Source organism: Flavobacteriaceae bacterium (assembly GCA_014075215.1).
Classification (GTDB): domain Bacteria; phylum Bacteroidota; class Bacteroidia; order Flavobacteriales; family Flavobacteriaceae; genus Polaribacter.
In genome coordinates, this window is record CP046177.1 from 925,082 (window position 1) to 943,420 (window position 18,339).

Annotated in this window: 17 protein-coding genes; 11 read left to right on the forward strand and 6 right to left on the reverse strand. The window is 33.2% G+C overall.

Going from position 1 to position 18,339, the window contains the following annotated elements; genetic code table 11:
- The first annotated feature begins 72 nt into the window (after positions 1-72).
- Positions 73-2,205 (forward strand): peptidylprolyl isomerase, encoded by a 2,133-nt coding sequence (locus GKR88_04700; GenBank protein QMU63650.1) that lies wholly within the window; start codon positions 73-75, stop codon positions 2,203-2,205.
- A gap of 521 nt (positions 2,206-2,726) precedes the next feature.
- Here GKR88_04700 and GKR88_04705 read toward each other — a convergent pair.
- Complete coding sequence (locus GKR88_04705) at positions 2,727-4,307, reverse strand: transcription termination factor Rho (protein QMU63651.1); 1,581 nt, start codon at positions 4,305-4,307, stop codon at positions 2,727-2,729.
- Positions 4,308-4,528: 221 nt separating this feature from the next.
- Here GKR88_04705 and GKR88_04710 point away from each other — a divergent pair, with 221 nt between their 5' ends.
- The 4 genes from GKR88_04710 to GKR88_04725 all read left to right on the forward strand — a co-directional run bounded on the left by GKR88_04710 (position 4,529) and on the right by GKR88_04725 (position 8,473).
- Complete coding sequence (locus GKR88_04710; protein QMU63652.1) at positions 4,529-4,963, forward strand: DUF4293 family protein; 435 nt, start codon at positions 4,529-4,531, stop codon at positions 4,961-4,963.
- Positions 4,964-5,136: 173 nt separating this feature from the next.
- Positions 5,137-5,796 carry a response regulator gene (locus GKR88_04715; protein ID QMU63653.1) on the forward strand — a complete coding sequence of 220 codons (660 nt, stop codon included), beginning with the start codon at positions 5,137-5,139 and terminating at the stop codon, positions 5,794-5,796.
- A gap of 162 nt (positions 5,797-5,958) precedes the next feature.
- Entirely contained in the window at positions 5,959-6,627 is a 669-nt protein-coding gene (locus GKR88_04720) for a hypothetical protein (protein ID QMU63654.1), read from the forward strand.
- 4 nt (positions 6,628-6,631) lie between these two features.
- Positions 6,632-8,473, forward strand: coding sequence for a histidine kinase (locus tag GKR88_04725; GenBank protein QMU63655.1), 1,842 nt, complete (start codon positions 6,632-6,634; stop codon positions 8,471-8,473).
- On the opposite strand, the gene GKR88_04730 is transcribed toward GKR88_04725, so the two are convergent.
- Positions 8,460-8,957, reverse strand: coding sequence for a YfcE family phosphodiesterase (locus GKR88_04730; protein ID QMU63656.1), 498 nt, complete (start codon positions 8,955-8,957; stop codon positions 8,460-8,462). The two genes, GKR88_04725 and GKR88_04730, sit on opposite strands and share 14 nt — an antisense overlap.
- A 225-nt stretch (positions 8,958-9,182) precedes the next feature.
- On the opposite strand from GKR88_04730, the gene truA reads away from it, so the two are divergent.
- Positions 9,183-9,908, forward strand: coding sequence for a tRNA pseudouridine(38-40) synthase TruA (gene truA, locus GKR88_04735; protein ID QMU63657.1), 726 nt, complete (start codon positions 9,183-9,185; stop codon positions 9,906-9,908).
- A 42-nt stretch (positions 9,909-9,950) separates the two neighbouring features.
- A complete protein-coding gene (locus GKR88_04740; protein QMU63658.1) occupies positions 9,951-11,720 on the forward strand; it encodes an ATP-binding cassette domain-containing protein in 1,770 nt (589 codons plus the stop codon).
- A 213-nt stretch (positions 11,721-11,933) separates the two neighbouring features.
- Here GKR88_04740 and GKR88_04745 read toward each other — a convergent pair whose 3' ends face one another.
- From GKR88_04745 to folP, 3 genes are all read right to left on the reverse strand, one after another.
- Positions 11,934-12,089, reverse strand: a complete 156-nt coding sequence (locus GKR88_04745; protein ID QMU63659.1) for a hypothetical protein — start codon at positions 12,087-12,089, stop codon at positions 11,934-11,936.
- A complete protein-coding gene (locus tag GKR88_04750; GenBank protein QMU63660.1) occupies positions 12,082-12,858 on the reverse strand; it encodes a TIGR00159 family protein in 777 nt (258 codons plus the stop codon). Before GKR88_04750 ends, GKR88_04745 begins: the two co-directional genes overlap by 8 nt.
- Before the next feature lie 289 nt (positions 12,859-13,147).
- On the reverse strand, positions 13,148-13,969 hold the full coding sequence (gene folP, locus GKR88_04755) for a dihydropteroate synthase (protein ID QMU63661.1): 822 nt from the start codon (positions 13,967-13,969) through the stop codon (positions 13,148-13,150).
- Between the two features lie 265 nt (positions 13,970-14,234).
- On the opposite strand from folP, the gene GKR88_04760 reads away from it, so the two are divergent.
- The 4 genes from GKR88_04760 to crcB all read left to right on the forward strand — a co-directional run bounded on the left by GKR88_04760 (position 14,235) and on the right by crcB (position 17,307).
- A complete protein-coding gene (locus tag GKR88_04760) occupies positions 14,235-14,768 on the forward strand; it encodes a DUF1599 domain-containing protein (protein QMU66642.1) in 534 nt (177 codons plus the stop codon).
- A gap of 39 nt (positions 14,769-14,807) precedes the next feature.
- Positions 14,808-15,779, forward strand: a complete 972-nt coding sequence (locus tag GKR88_04765) for a DoxX family membrane protein (GenBank protein ID QMU66643.1) — start codon at positions 14,808-14,810, stop codon at positions 15,777-15,779.
- A gap of 62 nt (positions 15,780-15,841) precedes the next feature.
- Positions 15,842-16,876, forward strand: coding sequence for a hypothetical protein (locus GKR88_04770; protein QMU63662.1), 1,035 nt, complete (start codon positions 15,842-15,844; stop codon positions 16,874-16,876).
- A gap of 65 nt (positions 16,877-16,941) precedes the next feature.
- On the forward strand, positions 16,942-17,307 hold the full coding sequence (gene crcB / locus GKR88_04775) for a fluoride efflux transporter CrcB (protein ID QMU63663.1): 366 nt from the start codon (positions 16,942-16,944) through the stop codon (positions 17,305-17,307).
- Positions 17,308-17,367: 60 nt separating this feature from the next.
- On the opposite strand, the gene GKR88_04780 is transcribed toward crcB, so the two are convergent.
- A complete protein-coding gene (locus GKR88_04780; GenBank protein ID QMU63664.1) occupies positions 17,368-18,321 on the reverse strand; it encodes a DDE transposase in 954 nt (317 codons plus the stop codon).
- Positions 18,322-18,339 lie beyond the last annotated feature (18 nt).

Sequence of the window (18,339 nt, forward strand, 5' to 3'; positions counted from 1 at the left end):
TTCTTCGGTGTCCGGTTGTATTATTAAAACCCAAATTGTATATTCGTGAATTGAAATTAAAATAAATGAAGTATGGCAATTTTATCAAAAATCAGAGAACGTTCAGCGGCTTTGATCATTATTATCGGTTTGGCACTTTTTGCTTTTGTAGTAGACCCTTCCACACTAACGGATTTCTTTGACTCGTCAAAAGTAGATGAAGTAGGAATCGTTAACGGGGAAATTATCTCCGGAAAAGAGTATGCAGAGGCATTAGAGACATACAGGGTTCAGACAGGAAACAGGGTATCGGAAATGCAGGCCGCTCAAACGATATGGGATAACTTGCTTAGAAAAAAAATATATAAAGAACAATTAAACAAAGCCGGTGTTACTTTAGGAGAAGAAGATATCTGGCAGGAAATTGTAAAAGAGAACAGTGGAGTCCCCCAGTTTTTAAATGAAGCGGGCTTATTTGACGAAGAAAAACTAAAACAGTATGTTACAAGTATAAAAGAAGCCGGAGGGGAGAGTGCTGTACGTTGGCAAGAATACGTTAATGGTGTGGTTACAAGATTGGAAATAGCTACCTATAATAAATTAATAAGTGGCGGTTTGGGAGCTTCTCTAAAAGAAGCCGAAATTCAGTACATGATGAACTATACAAAACTCAATGGAGACTATGTGTATCTGCCATTTACCTCAATTCCGGATAGTACGGTTACTGTTTCCAAATCAGATATTGAAAGCTATATCAAAGCACATAGAGCAGAGTTTGAAGTAGCACCTTCAAGAAGCATTTCTTATGTAAAATTTGCCATTACTCCAAGCCAGGAAGATGAAGTAGCAATAAAAAATGAAGTAGCGGCATTATTGGAAGATCGGAAAGAGCCCAACAATGTAACAAATCAGACGGAGACATTATCAGGGCTTAGAAATACCGATGATATTGCAATATTTTTTGAAGATAACAAATCCGATATTCCATTAGATACCACTTATAAATTTAAAAAAGATATATCAGTTACCATTTCCGATGAGATCTTTGAAGGAAATACGGGAGATACTTTTGGACCTTATAAAGAAAATGAGCACTATAAAATAACCAAGATAATAGCAATTACAAAGATTCCGGATTCGGTAAAGGCAAGTCATATATTGATCTCCCATATAGGTGCAGCCAGAGCATCTGCAGAGGTAACTAAAACGGAAACGCAGGCCAAAATAACAGCAGATAGCATTTTAAAAGTGGTACGGAAAGACAAGTCTAAATTTGAGGCATTGGCAAAGGAATTTTCTACGGATAAATCCAATTCGGATACAGGAGGAAGCTTAGGTAAATTCGACTATAAAAGAATGGTACCTGAGTTTAGAGATTATGCTTTTTCAGGGAAAAAAGGAAATATCGGGGTGGTAAAAACCGCTTTTGGATATCATGTGATTAAGATTGAAGATCAAAACAAACCCCAAAAAGTAGTGAAATTAGCTACCTATGTAAGAAAAATAGAAGCCTCTGAGGAAACCGAAAATAAAGTTTTCCAGAATTCGGAAGAATTTGCTCTTGAATTGGCAAAAGATACTAAGATTAATGATGCTGCCAAGACCAAAGGGTATGAGGTAATACCCTCTGTTGGATTAAAAGTTTTAGATGAAGATATCGCGAGGTTGGGTAAGGAGAGGCAGATCGTAAAATGGGCATTTGATAAAGAAACCAAAATCGGAAGCTATAAGAGGTTTGAAGTAAACAAAGGGCATGTAGTTGCCGTGTTAACCGCTGCCAATGAAGAAGGGCTACCTTCTGCTGCATCAGTTACCAATAGAGTAAAACCCATTTTATTAAAAGAAGCAAAAGCAACACTTTTGAAAGCCAAAATGAATGGGGCATCTTTATCGGAAATAGCCGAATCAAACCATACTACGGTAAAAACAATTGCAAATGCAAGTTTAAATACACCTTCTATTACAGGAATAGGAACAGAGCCTAATGTATTGGGAGCTATGTACCATTCGGAACCAAATAAATTGTATACTAAAATAGTAGGAGACAAAGGCATTTTTGCTTTTGTTCTTAAAAAGAAAGAACCCCCCACTACTTTACCAAACTATGATACAAACAGGAATAAGATCGCTGATTCAAGAAAAAACCAGACGTCTAATATATACGAAGCCATTAAAAATGCATCAGATATAGAAGATAATAGGGCTGCTTTTTATGGAGTAAATTAAGTAAATTATCTGAATACCTGGAAAGCTTTAGTCGTGGACATTTCCTCCCTGCTTTTGTTTTTTCTATTTTCTTCAGGGTAACTGTCATGCAACTCAAAAAGACCTTTACCAGGGCGGCTTAAAACTTCTAAATTCCGCTTAACCTCATGCAGTTTAAATGAATTCAATTCTTTTAGAATCCAGTACCGAGATCATCAGGCGGCGATGCAGCCTGAACTTTTTTTAGCGTTTAGTGATATATAGCTAACTCATTATAATTTGTCGAGACCTTTGCAAAATCAATTTCAATACGGAATATATCACTATTTTGCAAAGGTCTCTTGTCATATATTTTTTGCATCTTGTTGTATGGCATATTCACTAGATTTCAACAAGTATTTAAAGTAAAGCAAAAGGAAGGTCTTACTTTTATTATTGGCTTGACATTAGGAAATTTATTAGAAGTAAATTTATTTGCGAATGCCCGGAAATCTAATGTATTGTAAAGTAAAAGTCTCAAACTTGAAACTCGTTTAACTATATTACCCGTTCATAGAAATTAAAAACTCGTCATTATTTCTGGAGAATTTAATTTTTTCATTAATAAACTCCATTGCTTCTATAGGATTCATATCTGCTAAATATTTACGCAATACCCACATGCGTTGTACAGTTTTATCATCCAATAGCAGATCATCTCTACGTGTACTGGACTTAATCAAATCAATAGCAGGATAAATTCTTCTGTTAGAAATATTTCTGTCTAACTGAAGTTCCATATTACCGGTACCTTTAAATTCTTCAAAAATAACCTCATCCATCTTAGAACCGGTTTCTGTCAGTGCAGTAGCTATAATAGTTAAAGAACCTCCGTTTTCTATATTTCTGGCAGCTCCGAAGAACCTTTTTGGTTTATGTAAAGCATTTGCATCAATACCCCCGGATAATATTTTTCCGGAAGCAGGAGCTACCGTATTGTATGCTCTTGCCAAACGAGTAATGGAATCCAGAAGAATTACCACATCATGTCCGCATTCTACCAGGCGTTTAGCCTTTTCAAGAACAATATTGGCGACTCTTACATGTTTTTCAGCAGGTTCATCAAAAGTTGATGCGATTACTTCTCCTTTAACGTTCCTCTGCATATCTGTAACTTCTTCCGGCCTTTCGTCAATTAAGAGTACAATTTGATAAACTTCCGGATGATTAGCAGCAATTGCATTGGCAACATCTTTTAAGAGCATTGTTTTACCGGTTTTCGGCTGTGCTACAATCATGCCACGTTGCCCTTTACCTATAGGAGAAAATAAATCGATAATCCTGGTAGATAATGAACTGCCTTTTTCCGCTACATTAAATTTCTCTTGAGGGAACAAAGGAGTTAAATGCTCAAAAGAAATGCGATCTCTTACAACATTAGGCCTCAATCCGTTTATTCTGGAAACTCTGATTAAGGGGAAATATTTTTCACCTTCTTTAGGAGGCCTGACATTCCCTTTAACCGTATCTCCGGTTTTCAGACCAAATAATTTTATTTGAGATTGAGAAACATAAATATCATCCGGGGACGATAAATAATTATAATCCGAAGATCTCAGAAAACCATAACCGTCCGGCATCATTTCCAGAACGCCCTCGCTCTCAATAATTCCATCAAACTCAAAGTCAGGATCTCTATATTTGTTCCCATTTTTTTGAGTACTCTTATCTCGGTTTTGGTTATTCTGATTTTTATTCCTGTTATTTTGCTGTTGCTGTTTTTGCTTTTGATGATTAGCTTTGTTCTCAAAAGTTTCTTTAGGTTCATTTGTATTAACTGAGGATTCCTCAGCTACTGTTTTATCCCTGTCAACAGGTTTTGTTTGTGTTTTTTGCCTGTCCTCTTTTTTAACAGGATCTTTCTGTATAGCCTCCTGAGATTTTACTTCTTTGGCAGGAACAGGTTTGGTGATTCGTTTTCTTTTGGGTTTTTCACTTCTAGGCAAGCTCACGGCTTGGGTATCTACTATCTGATATACTAAATCTAACTTTTTTAGTTGACTGGTTTTCTTTAAACCAATAGCTTTAGCAATTTCATGTAATTCAACAAGAGTTTTTGCTTTTAATTCCGAAATCTCGAGCATTATATATAATGGTTAAATGGGTTCTTAGATTAAATAGGTTCTTAATTAAAGTAAGAGTTTGAATTAATTTTTATTGGTTATTCTGGTATTGTATAAAGCTTATATACAATTTTCTAAGAGAGGGTATCTTAACTTGTAGCAAATATATACAATTATTTTAAATTAAAAAAACTATCATATAAAAAAGAAATAGCTATTTTTGTTTTTAGATTATTGTCAAAATGATTCAAAGGGTACAAACCATATACCTATTTTTAATAGCTCTTATATCCGGAGGACTGGTTTTTGTATGTAGTTTGTGGACATTAAATGATGGCACAGAAGAATTTATTCCAAATTTATTTTTCAAATCCGGAATTTTCTTAAAATCAATTCCAACATTATTTTTAATATCGTCTGTCATTTCTTTGATCGCTATCTTTACTTTTAAGAACAGAAAACTTCAGTTTGTTCTTGGACGTATTATCATGCTGATCCATCTTTTTCTATTAGGATTGCTAGTTTCTTTCTCTCTAACTTTATCCGGAGAAGCTGTGGTTTCTGAGAAAGGTATTGGGATGTTCTTACCTATACTTGTTATTCTATTAGCCGTAGCAGCGAATAGAGCAATAAAGAAAGATGAAGATCTTGTAAAATCTGCAGATAGATTGCGATAAATCTAACCTCTTAGTATATATTTAGCGTATTACCAGCGTTTAAAACTCTGGTTTTTGTTTTTATAAAGTACTTACCCTTTAAAATAGATGTCACTGAAAACCGTTAGATAAAAATTTCACCAATAAAGGGTATTGTGTAATCTTAGTATAACATATAAATTTGTAGCATAAAAATGAAAGAAAAGATATACGTTCACGTAGCTGATGATCATAAGATACTGATTGAAGGAATTATAGCTGTAATAAATACTGATGATAATATAGAGGTAGAAGGATACTCTCTAACAGGAAGAGAAGTCATAGATTGGTCAAAAGAGAAAAAAGCTGATATCTTGATTTTAGATATAAATATGCCGGTATTTGATGGCATTGATGTCTTAAAGTTTTTTCAGACTAATGAAATTGAGCAAAAAGTAATTATACTGTCTAGTTATGATGATGTGGATTTGGTAAAACAATTACTTCACCTTGGGGTGAAGGGCTTTCTATCTAAAAATAGTGCCGGAGAGCATATTATAAAAGCAATAAAAGTAGTAGCAAAAGGAGGGCAGTATTTTAGTGATGACATAAAAAACAATTTGTTTAAGTCGTACACGGGGCAGAAAGTGAAAGAAGGAGATAGACCGGAAAGCACAATAGCTTATAATTTGACAGAAAGGGAGTTAGAAGTTTTAAAACTAATAGCGAAACAAAATAGTACGGCAGAAATATCAGACATATTACATATTAGTACAAACACGGTAGAAACCTATAGAAAAAATTTATTTAAAAAAACCAAAGTTAAAAATGCAGTAGGCTTGGCAATGTATGCAGTGAAAAACAATATTATATAGTAAGTATCCCCTAAAATTAAGATACTCTTATGTTTTCTAGTTGAGAACCACCCCTAATAAGAGTTCGTTTTTTCCTAATTACTATTTAATAGCACACGCGTTGCAAGCCTACTTTTTTAATATATAGTAAAATCAGAAATCAAATTTTTAAATCTTTCAATCATGAAAAAAGCCAGTTTATTTTTAGTAATGTTAACTGTTAATTTGGGGTTAATATCTTGTTCTTCCGAAGAAATTTTTAGTCCGGAAGCAACTACCAATAATTTATTGGAAAACTACTCTGTTAAAAGAGACGCAACGGGAGCATACTCTTTAGACTATACCCTAAATGAAAATGCAGTAGCTTCGCTTTCTAAGGATGCTAAATCAAATAATAATAATTTTTACGTATATTCGTCTGATAATCAATCTAAAACAAATTTTAGAGAGGAGCTGTCTTTAAATAATAATTCTTTAAACGTTGGTTTTACAGATACTGAGACAAACAAAAAGTCATTCATTACTGTTATTGATGATGATATCCGGTTTAATAGGGATGCTAATAAAGATTTTTTAAGCGAATATAGTATTACTAATAATGGAGATGACACAGTTACGATGAATTTTAAAGTAAAAGAAAATATAACTGCTGACTTTGTTTATAATGATACTATAGGTACTTATGAAGTACACCTAAGAGAAGGAGCCGGTTCCCAATCCGATTTTATTAAAACATTTGTAAAAGAAGAAGGAGTTGATTTAAAAATTGATTTTGTAAACCATTACGCCAATAGTGAAACCGGCAGAGGAAGGGCGACAGTGAGGAAACCAAGATCTATAATAAGAGAGTAAAATATTGAGAGGATTAATAAAAATATTTTTAGCACTACTAGTAGTCACAGTTAACTGTATTGAAAAAGCAGAATGCTCAAACAAAAGAGTAGATATAAATAATACAGTCCCTCTACTTATTAATAACTACTATCAAAACAAGGATACTACATTATTAGTTAAAAAGTTTAGAAAGGCAGATAGTTTATTCATAAGTAAAAAATTTCCTGAATCTATCGAAATTGCTACTGAATTGTTATATGAAACAGAGAGAGCAGGAAATCAGGAATTAAACTCATTGACCAATTATTTGATAGCAAAAATATGGTATCAGACAAAAGCATATGATAAAGCAATAAAGTATTTCAAAAAGAGTTTGCGCTCTTTTGAATTAACAAGTGTTGATAGCGATTTTTTAAAGGAAAAAAACGATAACGATTTTCTTGTCGTTGAAAACAAATTTAAACTTGGAATAGCTTATCATAGACTCTTAGAAAAGAATGATAGTATAAAAAGGTATCAGGACAGCGTTTTATATTTCTATTCGGAGGTCATTAATTCAACTTCTTTTGGGAAAGATATCTCAAAGCTGAAGTCAAAAGCTTATAGTAACTTGTCTAGTATTTACATGCATGATAATGTATTTGATAAAGCTCGATTTTATGCGAATAAATCAATTGAAATAGAGTCTGATTTTTCGAATAATTTTTATGGTTTAGCCGGAGCTTACGGGAATTTAGCCGGTATATATTTATATGAATCAGATTATGAAAAATCTAAACAGACTACCTTAAAAGCTTTAAAACTTCTGGAGAAAGTTGAAGGAGAAAAAGCAGATAGGTACAAAGCAGATTTATATTTTAATTTAGCATATGCAATGTATAAGCTTCGTGATTATAAGGCATATGAATTTCAAGAAAAATCATATACTATTTTTGATAAATTAAGAGATGATGAATTAAGGAGGGTAGTTGAAAAAGCAAATGCTGAAAAGAATTTTGATATAGGAAAAGCTATAGGGATTCAACAGGAGGAGATTAAACTCTTAAAACAAAAAGAAAAAACGTGGTTTATCAGTGTCATAAGTGGTGTCATTATTGTACTCCTGATAGGGGGAGTTGCATATTATAGATTCAGACAAAGTAACCTAAGTTTAAAGCTTTCCAGAAACGAACTGCAACAACAACAAAAAATAGAAAAATTGAAATCAGAAGTACAGAATCGTATTCTGAATGCTACCATAGATGGTAAAGAATCCGAACGCAAAGAAATTGCAGAAACTTTACACGATAGTGTGAGTAGCCTGCTATCTTCTGCAAACCTACACTTGCAAGCAAGTAGAACTCAATTTAATGGCTCCACACCGGCAGAAATAGAAAAATCCCAAAAAATTATTGTAGAAGCCTCCGAAAAAATCAGAGATTTATCACATACCTTAGTATCTTCCGTATTATTAAAATTTGGTTTGCAATATTCTTTAAAGGATATGGCAAATAAATTTTCCAATTCTCAAATTAAAATAGAAACAAACATATATAATATAAGAAGATACAATCAAAAGTTTGAAATTAGAATTTATAATATCATTCAGGAATTTATCAATAATATTTTAAAACACAGCAAGGCCACGGAAGCAGAGCTGACATTATTTGAAGAAGGACAAAAGCTAATGCTTACTATTGAAGATAACGGAGAAGGTTTTGATAAAGAAATTATCCAGGAAAAAGATGGTCTGGGAATTAACCAGATAGAAGCCAGAGTACAAATGATGAAAGGAAAATTTGCTATAGAAACAGGTATAGGCAAAGGGACTAAAATTAAGGTAGAGCTCCCTGTACAGCAACGTGAAGCGGTTACACACGCTTAGCCAACTCTATAATTTCCAAATTTTTAATTTCCCCTTTTTCTAACTGAAATCGTAACATGGTCCTTACCTGATGAAATCCATGTTTTCCGGCAGCTCCCGGGTTTAAATATAAAAACTTCAATCTTTTATCAAACTGTACCTTTAAAATATGGGAATGCCCGCAAATGAAAAGTTTCGGAGGACTTTTAGTCAGCGCTTCCCGTATCCTGTGGTGGTATTTATACGGATGCCCTCCAATATGTGTCATCCAAACAGAAACACCTTCTACGGTAAATTTAGCATCTAAAGGAAATATTGTCCTTGCTTCATTAGTATCAATATTACCATATACAGCTCGTAAAGGTTTTAATTTTTTAATAGTATCCGTAACAATCATATCTCCTATATCACCCGCATGCCAGACTTCGTCAGCTTGTTTTACAAACTTTATAAGTTGTGCATCTATATAACTGTGAGTATCCGAAAGCAGTAAGATATTCTTCATGATTCCAAAGTAATACCATTTATCACTTTAAATTACCGTAATAAAATGCTCTTTTTCCTTTCTTGTTCGCTATAAAAAGGAGCCCTGTAACTAAGGTTATGTTTTATTTTTCTAACTCCAATAAAGAAAAAAATCATCATTTTCTTTTATGATAATTTCAAATAATAGCTGGTGTAAAATAACAAAATAAAATCCTTAATTTTACTACGTATAAGCAGGTATTTTTTGAGATATTTTATCGAATTATCATATAACGGAAAACACTATCATGGCTGGCAAATTCAACCCGGTGTAAACTCTATCCAGAAGGAGGTTAACAAGGCATTAAGCACTGTTTTACAGGAAGAAATTAATGTAGTAGGGGCAGGAAGAACAGATACCGGTGTGCATGCAGTGCAAATGATCGCTCATTTCAATTCAGGTAAAGCAATAGGTAAAGGAAATGTGTATAAATTTAATTCCGTATTGCCCGATGATATTACCATCTGTGATGTCTATAAAGTAAATAATAAAAAACATGCGCGTTTCGATGCTGTAGACCGTAGCTACGAATATAGAATCTGGTTGGGCAGGAATGTATTTTTATTAGATACAACCATGCAGATTCACCATCAGAAAATAGATATAGGTATCATGAATGAAGCTTGTAAAAAACTAATAGGTCACAAAGATTTTAAAGCCTTTTCCAAGGTGCAAACAGAGGTACACACTTTTTTTTGTGATATCACAAAAGCTATCTGGAAGCAGGAAGGAAATAAATTGACATTTTATATTACAGCAAATAGATTTCTCAGAAATATGGTACGAGCAATTGTAGGAACGCTGTTAGATGTAGGTACGGGAAAAATCGATATCACTACCTTTGAAAAAATCATTGAAAGTAAAAATAGAAGTAATGCAGGAATATCAGCACCTGCAAAAGGGTTGTTTTTGACAGGAGTCAACTATTAGAGTATTAAAAAAATAAGAATCAAAAAAAATCAAACGACATAGATGGCAGAAAAAATTTCAGGAAAGGCATTTGACGTAAAAGTATTTACTCGCTTAATGAGTTTTGCAAAACGGTACAAATTATACTTTTCAATAGCAGCACTTTCAACCATTACATTAGCTCTGGTGGCTGCAGCAAATCCCTATGTACTCAACGTTGCCATCAATGATTTTATTAATACTAAAAACCTCACAAACCTTAATTACTATATAGTACTTCTATTAGGGTTGACCATTATAGAAATGCTCTTACAATTTCTCTTTATTTATTACGCTAATTGGGTGGGACAACATATAATCAGAGATATCAGAGCTAAAATATTTAGACATATTTTAGAATTTAAGATGAGCTATTTTGATAATACTTCGGTTGGTAGGTTAGTAACCAGAGTCGTTTCGGATATTGAAACCATTGCTAATTTTTTTACCCAGGGAGTTTTCACCATTGTGAGCGATATTTTAAAAATGCTTGTAGTAATTGTGGTAATGTTTGTAATGAATTGGGAGTTGGCACTTATAGGGATAGCAGTATTACCTTTACTCATTTATGCCACCAAAATATTCCAAATAGCTATTAAAGCCACATTTCAGGAAGTAAGAAATCAAGTAGCTAACTTAAATGGATTTGTACAGGAAAGAGTAACGGGAATGAAGATTGTTCAACTTTTCAACAGAGAAAAAATGGAATACAAAAACTTCATGGAGATTAATAACAAACACAAAAAAGCACATATTAAAACCGTATGGTATTATTCCATTTTTTTTCCAATAGCCGAAATTTTATCATCAATTGGTATAGGACTGATAGTATGGTATGGAGGCTTACAAGTTGTAGCCGGAGGGATAGCCGATGTTGGAATTATTATAGCGTTTATAAAGATGTCTCAAATGCTGTTCAGGCCTTTACGTCAGATAGCAGATAAGTTTAACCAATTACAAATGGGCATTGTTTCGGGAGAACGTGTTTTTAAAGTAATGGACACACATAGTTCTATTGATAAGAGCGGAACATTGAAAGTAAAAAATATGGAAGGAAATATTGCTTTTAAAAACGTAAGATTTAGTTATATTCAAGGAGAAGAAATACTAAAGGGTATTTCGTTTGAAGTAAAAAAAGGACAAACAGTAGCCATTGTAGGGGCTACCGGAGCCGGGAAATCTACCATTATTAATTTAATCAACCAACTTTATGAAATTGACTCGGGAACTATCTTTATAGATACGATTCCTGTTAATGAGTATGAGATTCTATCATTAAGAAAACAGATAGCAGTAGTATTACAAGATGTATTTCTTTTCTCAGATACCATTATAAATAACATTACACTAAAAAATGAAGCCATATCATTAGGTGAAGTAAAAGTAGCAGCTAAAAAAATAGGAATCCACGATTTTATTATGACGCTGCCCGGAAATTACAATTACAATGTAAAAGAAAGAGGTATTATGCTATCTTCAGGCCAAAGACAATTAATAGCTTTTTTAAGAGCCTATGTAAATAAACCCGGTATTCTCATTTTAGATGAAGCTACTTCTTCTGTAGATTCCCACGCAGAACAGATGATACAGTATGCAACGGATACGATTACCAAAGATAGAACCTCTATTGTAATTGCACACAGATTGGCAACTATTAAAAAAGCAGATAAGATCATTGTTATGAACAAAGGATTGATTGTGGAAGAAGGGACTCACAACCAATTACTCAGAAAAAAAGAAGGCTATTACAAAAACCTGTACGACAAACAATTTAATGTAGCACCGGCATCGTAATATTGTTCAATAAATCTATATTCTTGCATTTAAAAGCGTAGCGATCTTTATTCTTTTACCAAACAACTGTGATTTTTTTATATTGAGTCTAAAAATTAATTTCACAAAAATTAAATTTAATCAGTTGATATTGAAGAGATAAAAATTCGTAATTGTGAATTTAAAATTTGTAATTTATATAAATTTTATAATTTAGAACTCATTTAAATTTTTTCAATTTGCTAAAAAATTGCTGTTTTTAGCTCTGTTTTTATCTTTTTTTCCTTCCGTAGCGCTGCTATGCAACTCAAAAAAGCTTTCAACATATCTAAAAACTTCCAATGTTCGCTTAAATCCAAAAAGTTTAAATGAGTTCTTATTCTTAAGCAATATCTTTTCTAAGTTTCTCTATCAATTCATCATCATCTTTATACGGTTCGAAGCTACCATCCTTGATATAAGAAATTTCACCTGTCTCTTCGGAAACCAGTAAACAAACAGCATCGGTTTTTTCAGATATTCCGATAGCTGCTTTGTGCCGCAAACCAAATCTTGAAGAAATTGAAGCATTTTCAGATACCGGTAAAACAACTCTGGTAGCTATAATATAGTTATCTCTTATAATAGTTGCACCGTCATGCAAAGGACTATTCTTATAAAAAATACTTTCAATCAAAGCCTCATTTAAGAGAGCATTCATCGTATCACCGGTGCTGACTAAAAAATCCAAACTACTCGTATTTTCTATTACGATGAGAGCACCCGTCTTTGTTTTAGACAATTTTTTACAGGCAGCTACTAAAATTGTAACATTGGTCTCGGAACCAATCTCAGATCTTAAAAACTTTAACTGATTTAAAAAATTTCTTTTAGAAGTAAAATTAGTAGTTCCTATCATCAATAAAAACTTTCTTATTTCTTGTTGAAAAACAATAATCAGAGCAATCACTCCTCCACTGAGCAAATAGCCTAAAATACTACTCAAGACTTCCATTTTTAATGCTTCGGTAATCTTCCAAATCAGAAAAATAAAAGCAATTCCCAAAAAAATATTAATAGCAACCGTACCTTTTAAAAGTTTGTATATATAATAGAGTAAAGTAGCAACCAGTAAAATATCCAGTATATCCAGAAAAGAAATATCAATAAAAGTAAACATAAATACGGATCCCTTTAAAGTAAATGTACTAATTATTATCTGAAAACCATATCAATACTTTATGAGACCTTTGCAGAATTGATTTGGCAAAAAAGTTCGACACCCGAAGAAAATTTTGAACCGGAATAACCTGTTGGTTTTGAGGATTTAGAATTTTTAAGAAGGAAGAAATTTGAAGCCAAATCAATTTCAATACGGAATATATCACTATTTTTCAAAAGTCTCTTTATTTGAGAATCCATTAAAAGTAAGAAGCATTTCTTTCATATTTCCGATTCGATTAGCAATATTATTGTACCTGAGTGACAATTGAAATAGTTTCCATGGCTTCCTTAACATCATGTACGCGAAGTATCTTAGCACCATTTAGTAGCGCAATCGTGTTTGCAGAAGTTGTAACATTTAAGGCATCTTGAGCAGAACCGTTTATGGTTTTGTAAAGCATTGATTTTCTGGAAAGGCCTGCTAAAACAGGAACTTCTAAACTCTTAAATAAATAAAGGTTTTTTAGTAGCTCGTAATTATGAGCTACGGTTTTCCCAAAACCAAAACCAACATCAATAATGATGTCATTCAGTTTTAATTGGCGAAGCTTGAAAATTTGCTCAGCAAAAAAAGAAATCAATTCTTTAGTTATATTTTCATATTCCGGATTCTTCTGCATATGCTGTGGAGTCCCCTGCATATGCATGACAATATAGGGAACCTGCATTTTTGCAATAGTTTCAAACATGTGAAGATCTAAATTCCCCCCTGAAATATCATTAATAAGAGCTGCCCCACACTGAACGGTTTCTTTGGCAACCCTACTTCTAAAAGTATCTATAGAGATTAGAATTTCCGGAAATGCGCTCACTAATGATTTAATAACAGGAAGAATTCTTTGCAATTCTTCATCTTCAGAGATATGAACTGCATCGGGCCTTGACGAATAAGCACCCACGTCAATAAATGTTGCTCCCTCCATGAGCATTTTTTCCGTATGGTGTAAAATATCCGATTCACTTTTATATCTGCCACCGTCATAAAATGAATCAGGAGTAATATTTAGAATCCCCATTACTTTAGGAGAAGAAAGATCGATGAGTTTACCGTTACAATTAATGGTCATGAATACAATTTAAAGTCAAAAAGTTTTAAGTTCCAGATTTCACTGATTTACTTATTAAAAATTGGCGAAGACTTTATATCTGCTTTTAGATATCAGTATAGATTTTATTTATAGCTATAAATAAAATACCTGATAAAAGCACTTTTAATCCGCTTCTTTCATAGTAGAGGTCATTCGATTATCTAAAGTTCTTCTGTAAAAATAAACGAAAAGCATATAGGATTTACTACTTTTACAAAGATACTTTGCAGATAGTAAAAAAATGATACAAAATACCTCAAAAGAATATGATGCCGTAATAGGAGTCTGTAGAAACCTGTTTATTAAAAAGATGAATGATTACGGTTGTGCGTGGAGGATCCTGCGATTACCGTCGTTAACTGATCAGATTTTTATTAAAGCACAAAGAATTCGCCAACTACAGGAAAACTACACTCGTAAGATAGAAGAAGGAGAAAAATCCGAATTTATCGGAATTATCAATTATGCCATCATGGCTCTGATTCAGCTGAAACTCGGAATAGCTATACATCCGGATATAACCATTCAGGAAGCCATACGGTTATATGATCAACATATAGGAAGTGCAAAAAAACTGATGGAAGATAAAAATCATGACTACGGAGAAGCCTGGCGCGATATGAGAATCAGCTCTTTAACAGATCTGATTATTCAAAAACTATTACGCGTCAAACAAATAGAGAATAATAAAGGAAAAACCTTAGTTTCCGAAGGAGTTGACGCGAACTATCAAGATATTATCAACTATGCGGTATTTGCCATAATACATATGCGCTAATGATAAAACCATCAAGCAAATCCTAAACTTAAAATGAGAATAATAATTAAAATAGTAGTTCATGTATCAAGAATTTTTGTTGGAAGTATATTTATTTTTTCAGGCTTTGCAAAATTAGTAGACCCGATAGGCTCACAATATAAATTTCAGGAATATTTTAGCCCGGGAGTTTTAAATGTAGAATTTTTAGTACCCTATGCATTACCTTTTTCAATCATCTTAATCATAGCAGAAGTGATACTCGGTATTCTATTACTGTTAGGGTACAAACCTAAATTTACCGTTTGGAGTTTATTAATACTTAATGTCATTTTTCTATTTCTTACATGGTATTCCGCATATTACAATAAGGTAACAGACTGTGGCTGTTTTGGAGATGCCATTACATTAACCCCATGGGAAACCTTTTATAAAAATGTAATTTTAATTGCGCTTATTGTGTTATTACTGTTCAACATAGAAGAAATCAAGAAAATGCTCTCAAAGAAAATAACAGTAGCACTCATTTTAATTTCTCTAATCAGTTGTTCTTATACCACATACTATGTATTACACCATCTACCATTGATAGATTTCAGAGCCTATGCCGTTGGAAAAAATATCCCTGAAGGAATGAAATATAAAGACGATGGAAAAATTCCGCCTGTACATGATTTCATGTTGGAAGACACGCAGAATGATTTAACAGAAGAATTAATGGGGAGGGAAAAATTAATGCTTATTATAGTTTATAACATATCAAAATCTAACAAAAAAGGCTTTGAGCGTATTAAAAAAATAGCAGATAAAGCTATCGAAAAAGGATACACGGTATATGGCGTTTCAGCATCTTTTGGTGATGATTTAATTTTAATACAAAATCAATATAACTTGCCTTTTGACTTTTTATTCTGTGACGGAACAACACTGAAAACGATGATTCGAGCCAATCCCGGAATCATGACTTTTAGAAAAGGAACAGTTATCGGAAAATGGAATTGGACTGACACAGAAGATGTTATATTAGAATAACATTTTATTTTTCTCTAAAAAATAGTAATTTAGCAGCCAATCAACACTTAAAACATATAAAAATGAAATTTTTAAAGTACTTATTGTTATTTATTTTAATAGTAATTGTTGGAGGATTTACTTATGTAGCTTTTCAGCCAAGCGATTATGATGTATCGCGTTCAAAAATTATCAAAGCTCCGTTAGCAACTGTTTTCAATACGGTAAATGAAATGAAAACCTGGGAAAGATGGGGCCCCTGGCATGATGAAGATTCCACTATTGTAGTTACTTACGGAGATATTACTTCGGGAGTAGGAGCTTACAATAGTTGGACGAGCAAAGATGGTCCCGGAAATATGAAAACAATCAATGTGGTTCCCAATGAATTAATCGAACAAAAAATGCAGTTCGAAGAATTTGAACCTAGTGATGTTATTTGGAAGTTTAAAGAAACCGAAAAAGGTACGGAAGTAACATGGCAAATGAAAGAAGACAAAGCACCTTTCATATTTAAAATGTTTGCTGCCTTCACGGGAGGATGGGACGGAATGTTGGGTACTATGGAGGAAAAAGGACTAAATAATTTGGAGGGAGTGGTATTAGAAGAAGTAGCACTGGCAAATAGTTTTAGAGTAGATGAAGTAAAACCTGTAGAACTTGAAGGAAAGAAATTTATAGGATACTTTCAAAAAACGAGTACAGATGCCAGCCATGAAGAAATGACAAAGCTATTTATGGAATATATGCCTAAGGCTGGTATATATGCTGCTCAAAAAGGATTGAAACAAGGAGATTATATACCGGGATCGGTTTATATAAAATGGGATGAAAAAACCAAAGAAGCAGAGTTTTATATCGGACTGTTACTCAATAAAACGCTAAAACCTGCCGATGGAATGAAAGTGGTTTCTATTCCGGAAGGAAAAGGAATTATGGTTTCTAAATTTGGAAACTATGGAAATGGAGATCGTGAAGCTCACGAAAAAATTGCTGAGTATGTAAAAGGCAATAATTTAGAAGTAAACAATAATCTTGTATGGGAGTTGTATATGAACGACCCCATGACGGTAAAACCGCAAGATATTCAAACAGATATTTACTATATCTTAAAGTAAAGGTCCGAAAAAAACACCATTGCGATCTGAATCATCTGTTATTCTTCGCAATGGTGTTTTCTATTATGAGACAATTAATACTCGTTTTTATTGGAGGAGGTTTTGGTAGTGTATTTCGTTATATTCTGGGGAAATACCTAAACCATCCGGAAACAGGCATCCCACTGGGTACCTTTGCTGCCAATATTATAGGAAGCTTCCTTATAGGAATCATCTTAGGTTTGGCAGCGAAAAACGAAGCCTTAGATCAAAACCAAACCCTATTATTGGCAACAGGATTTTGTGGCGGATTTACTACTTTTTCTACCTTTGCATATGAAAACTATGTTTTCTTAAAAGGCGGTGATTTTGTGAGCTTTGCTTTTTATACCATTGTAAGTTTTGTCATGACTTTTTTGGCAGTCTTTTTAGGAATGTATTTGATAAAATAAACAGTAGAGACCTTTGCAAAATTGATTTGGCAAAAAATGGATCAAGACTAATTGTTGTGTTTATGCAAAAATTGTAGTTAATCTATAGAGGAAGAATTCTGTGTTTTTGACCCCTCTAAATTGTAATCTAAAGGCTTTGATTTTGGCATTGAAAGATTCTGCCGCTGCATTAGTACTTCTATTAATGAAGTAATTCAATATTGATCTATAGTTAAGCCTGATAGAGTTTGCTATGGTATTAAAAGCCTTGTATGCTGTTTGTTCTACATCTTTATACCAATGCGCTAGTTTTGTATAAGCGACTTGTATTGAGTTTGCTGTGTTGAAGATATTTCTAAGTCCTTGTACGAGCTTAAAAGCTGTTTTGATATCAGGATATCTTTTAAAGAGGATGTTAGCTCTTACTCTTTGATCTTCTGTCCAATTACTTGGTGCTTTGTAGAGTAAGTATCTGCTTCTAGCCAAGAGTTGCTTTATGGTATCTCCATTTTCTAATATTTCAGGGTAATATTCTTTGTTATTGGTTTTGGCAAGTTTGATCCGTTCATTTTCTGTATCTATGGCTTCCCATCGATGTTTGATCCTAATTTCTTGAAGTGCTTCTAGAGCTAGTTTCTGTACATGGAATCTATCGGTTACTTGTATGGCTTTGGGGAAACACCGTTTGGCAATCAGCTTCATGGAGTTCGCCATATCTAGGGTAATTTCTCTGACCTTGTTTCTTTTCGCAGATGAGATTTTAAATAGGTGTTTGATAATAGGTTCTGCTTTGGTAGTAGCTATGATCGCCACAATACTTCCTTTCTTTCCTTTAGCTTTTTTATTGGTAACGATGGTGTAGAGTTCTCCTTTTGATAAGGCTACTTCGTCGATAGATAATCGAGTTCCTATATTCTCAGGGAAGATCAACCACTCTTTGGCATGAGACTTTTCCTTCCACTGTTTAAACTCACTCAAATAATCTCGATACTGCCTTTGGAACTTCTTCCCATTCACGCCATAGATTCTTGCAATGGTTTTGCAATCACTCTT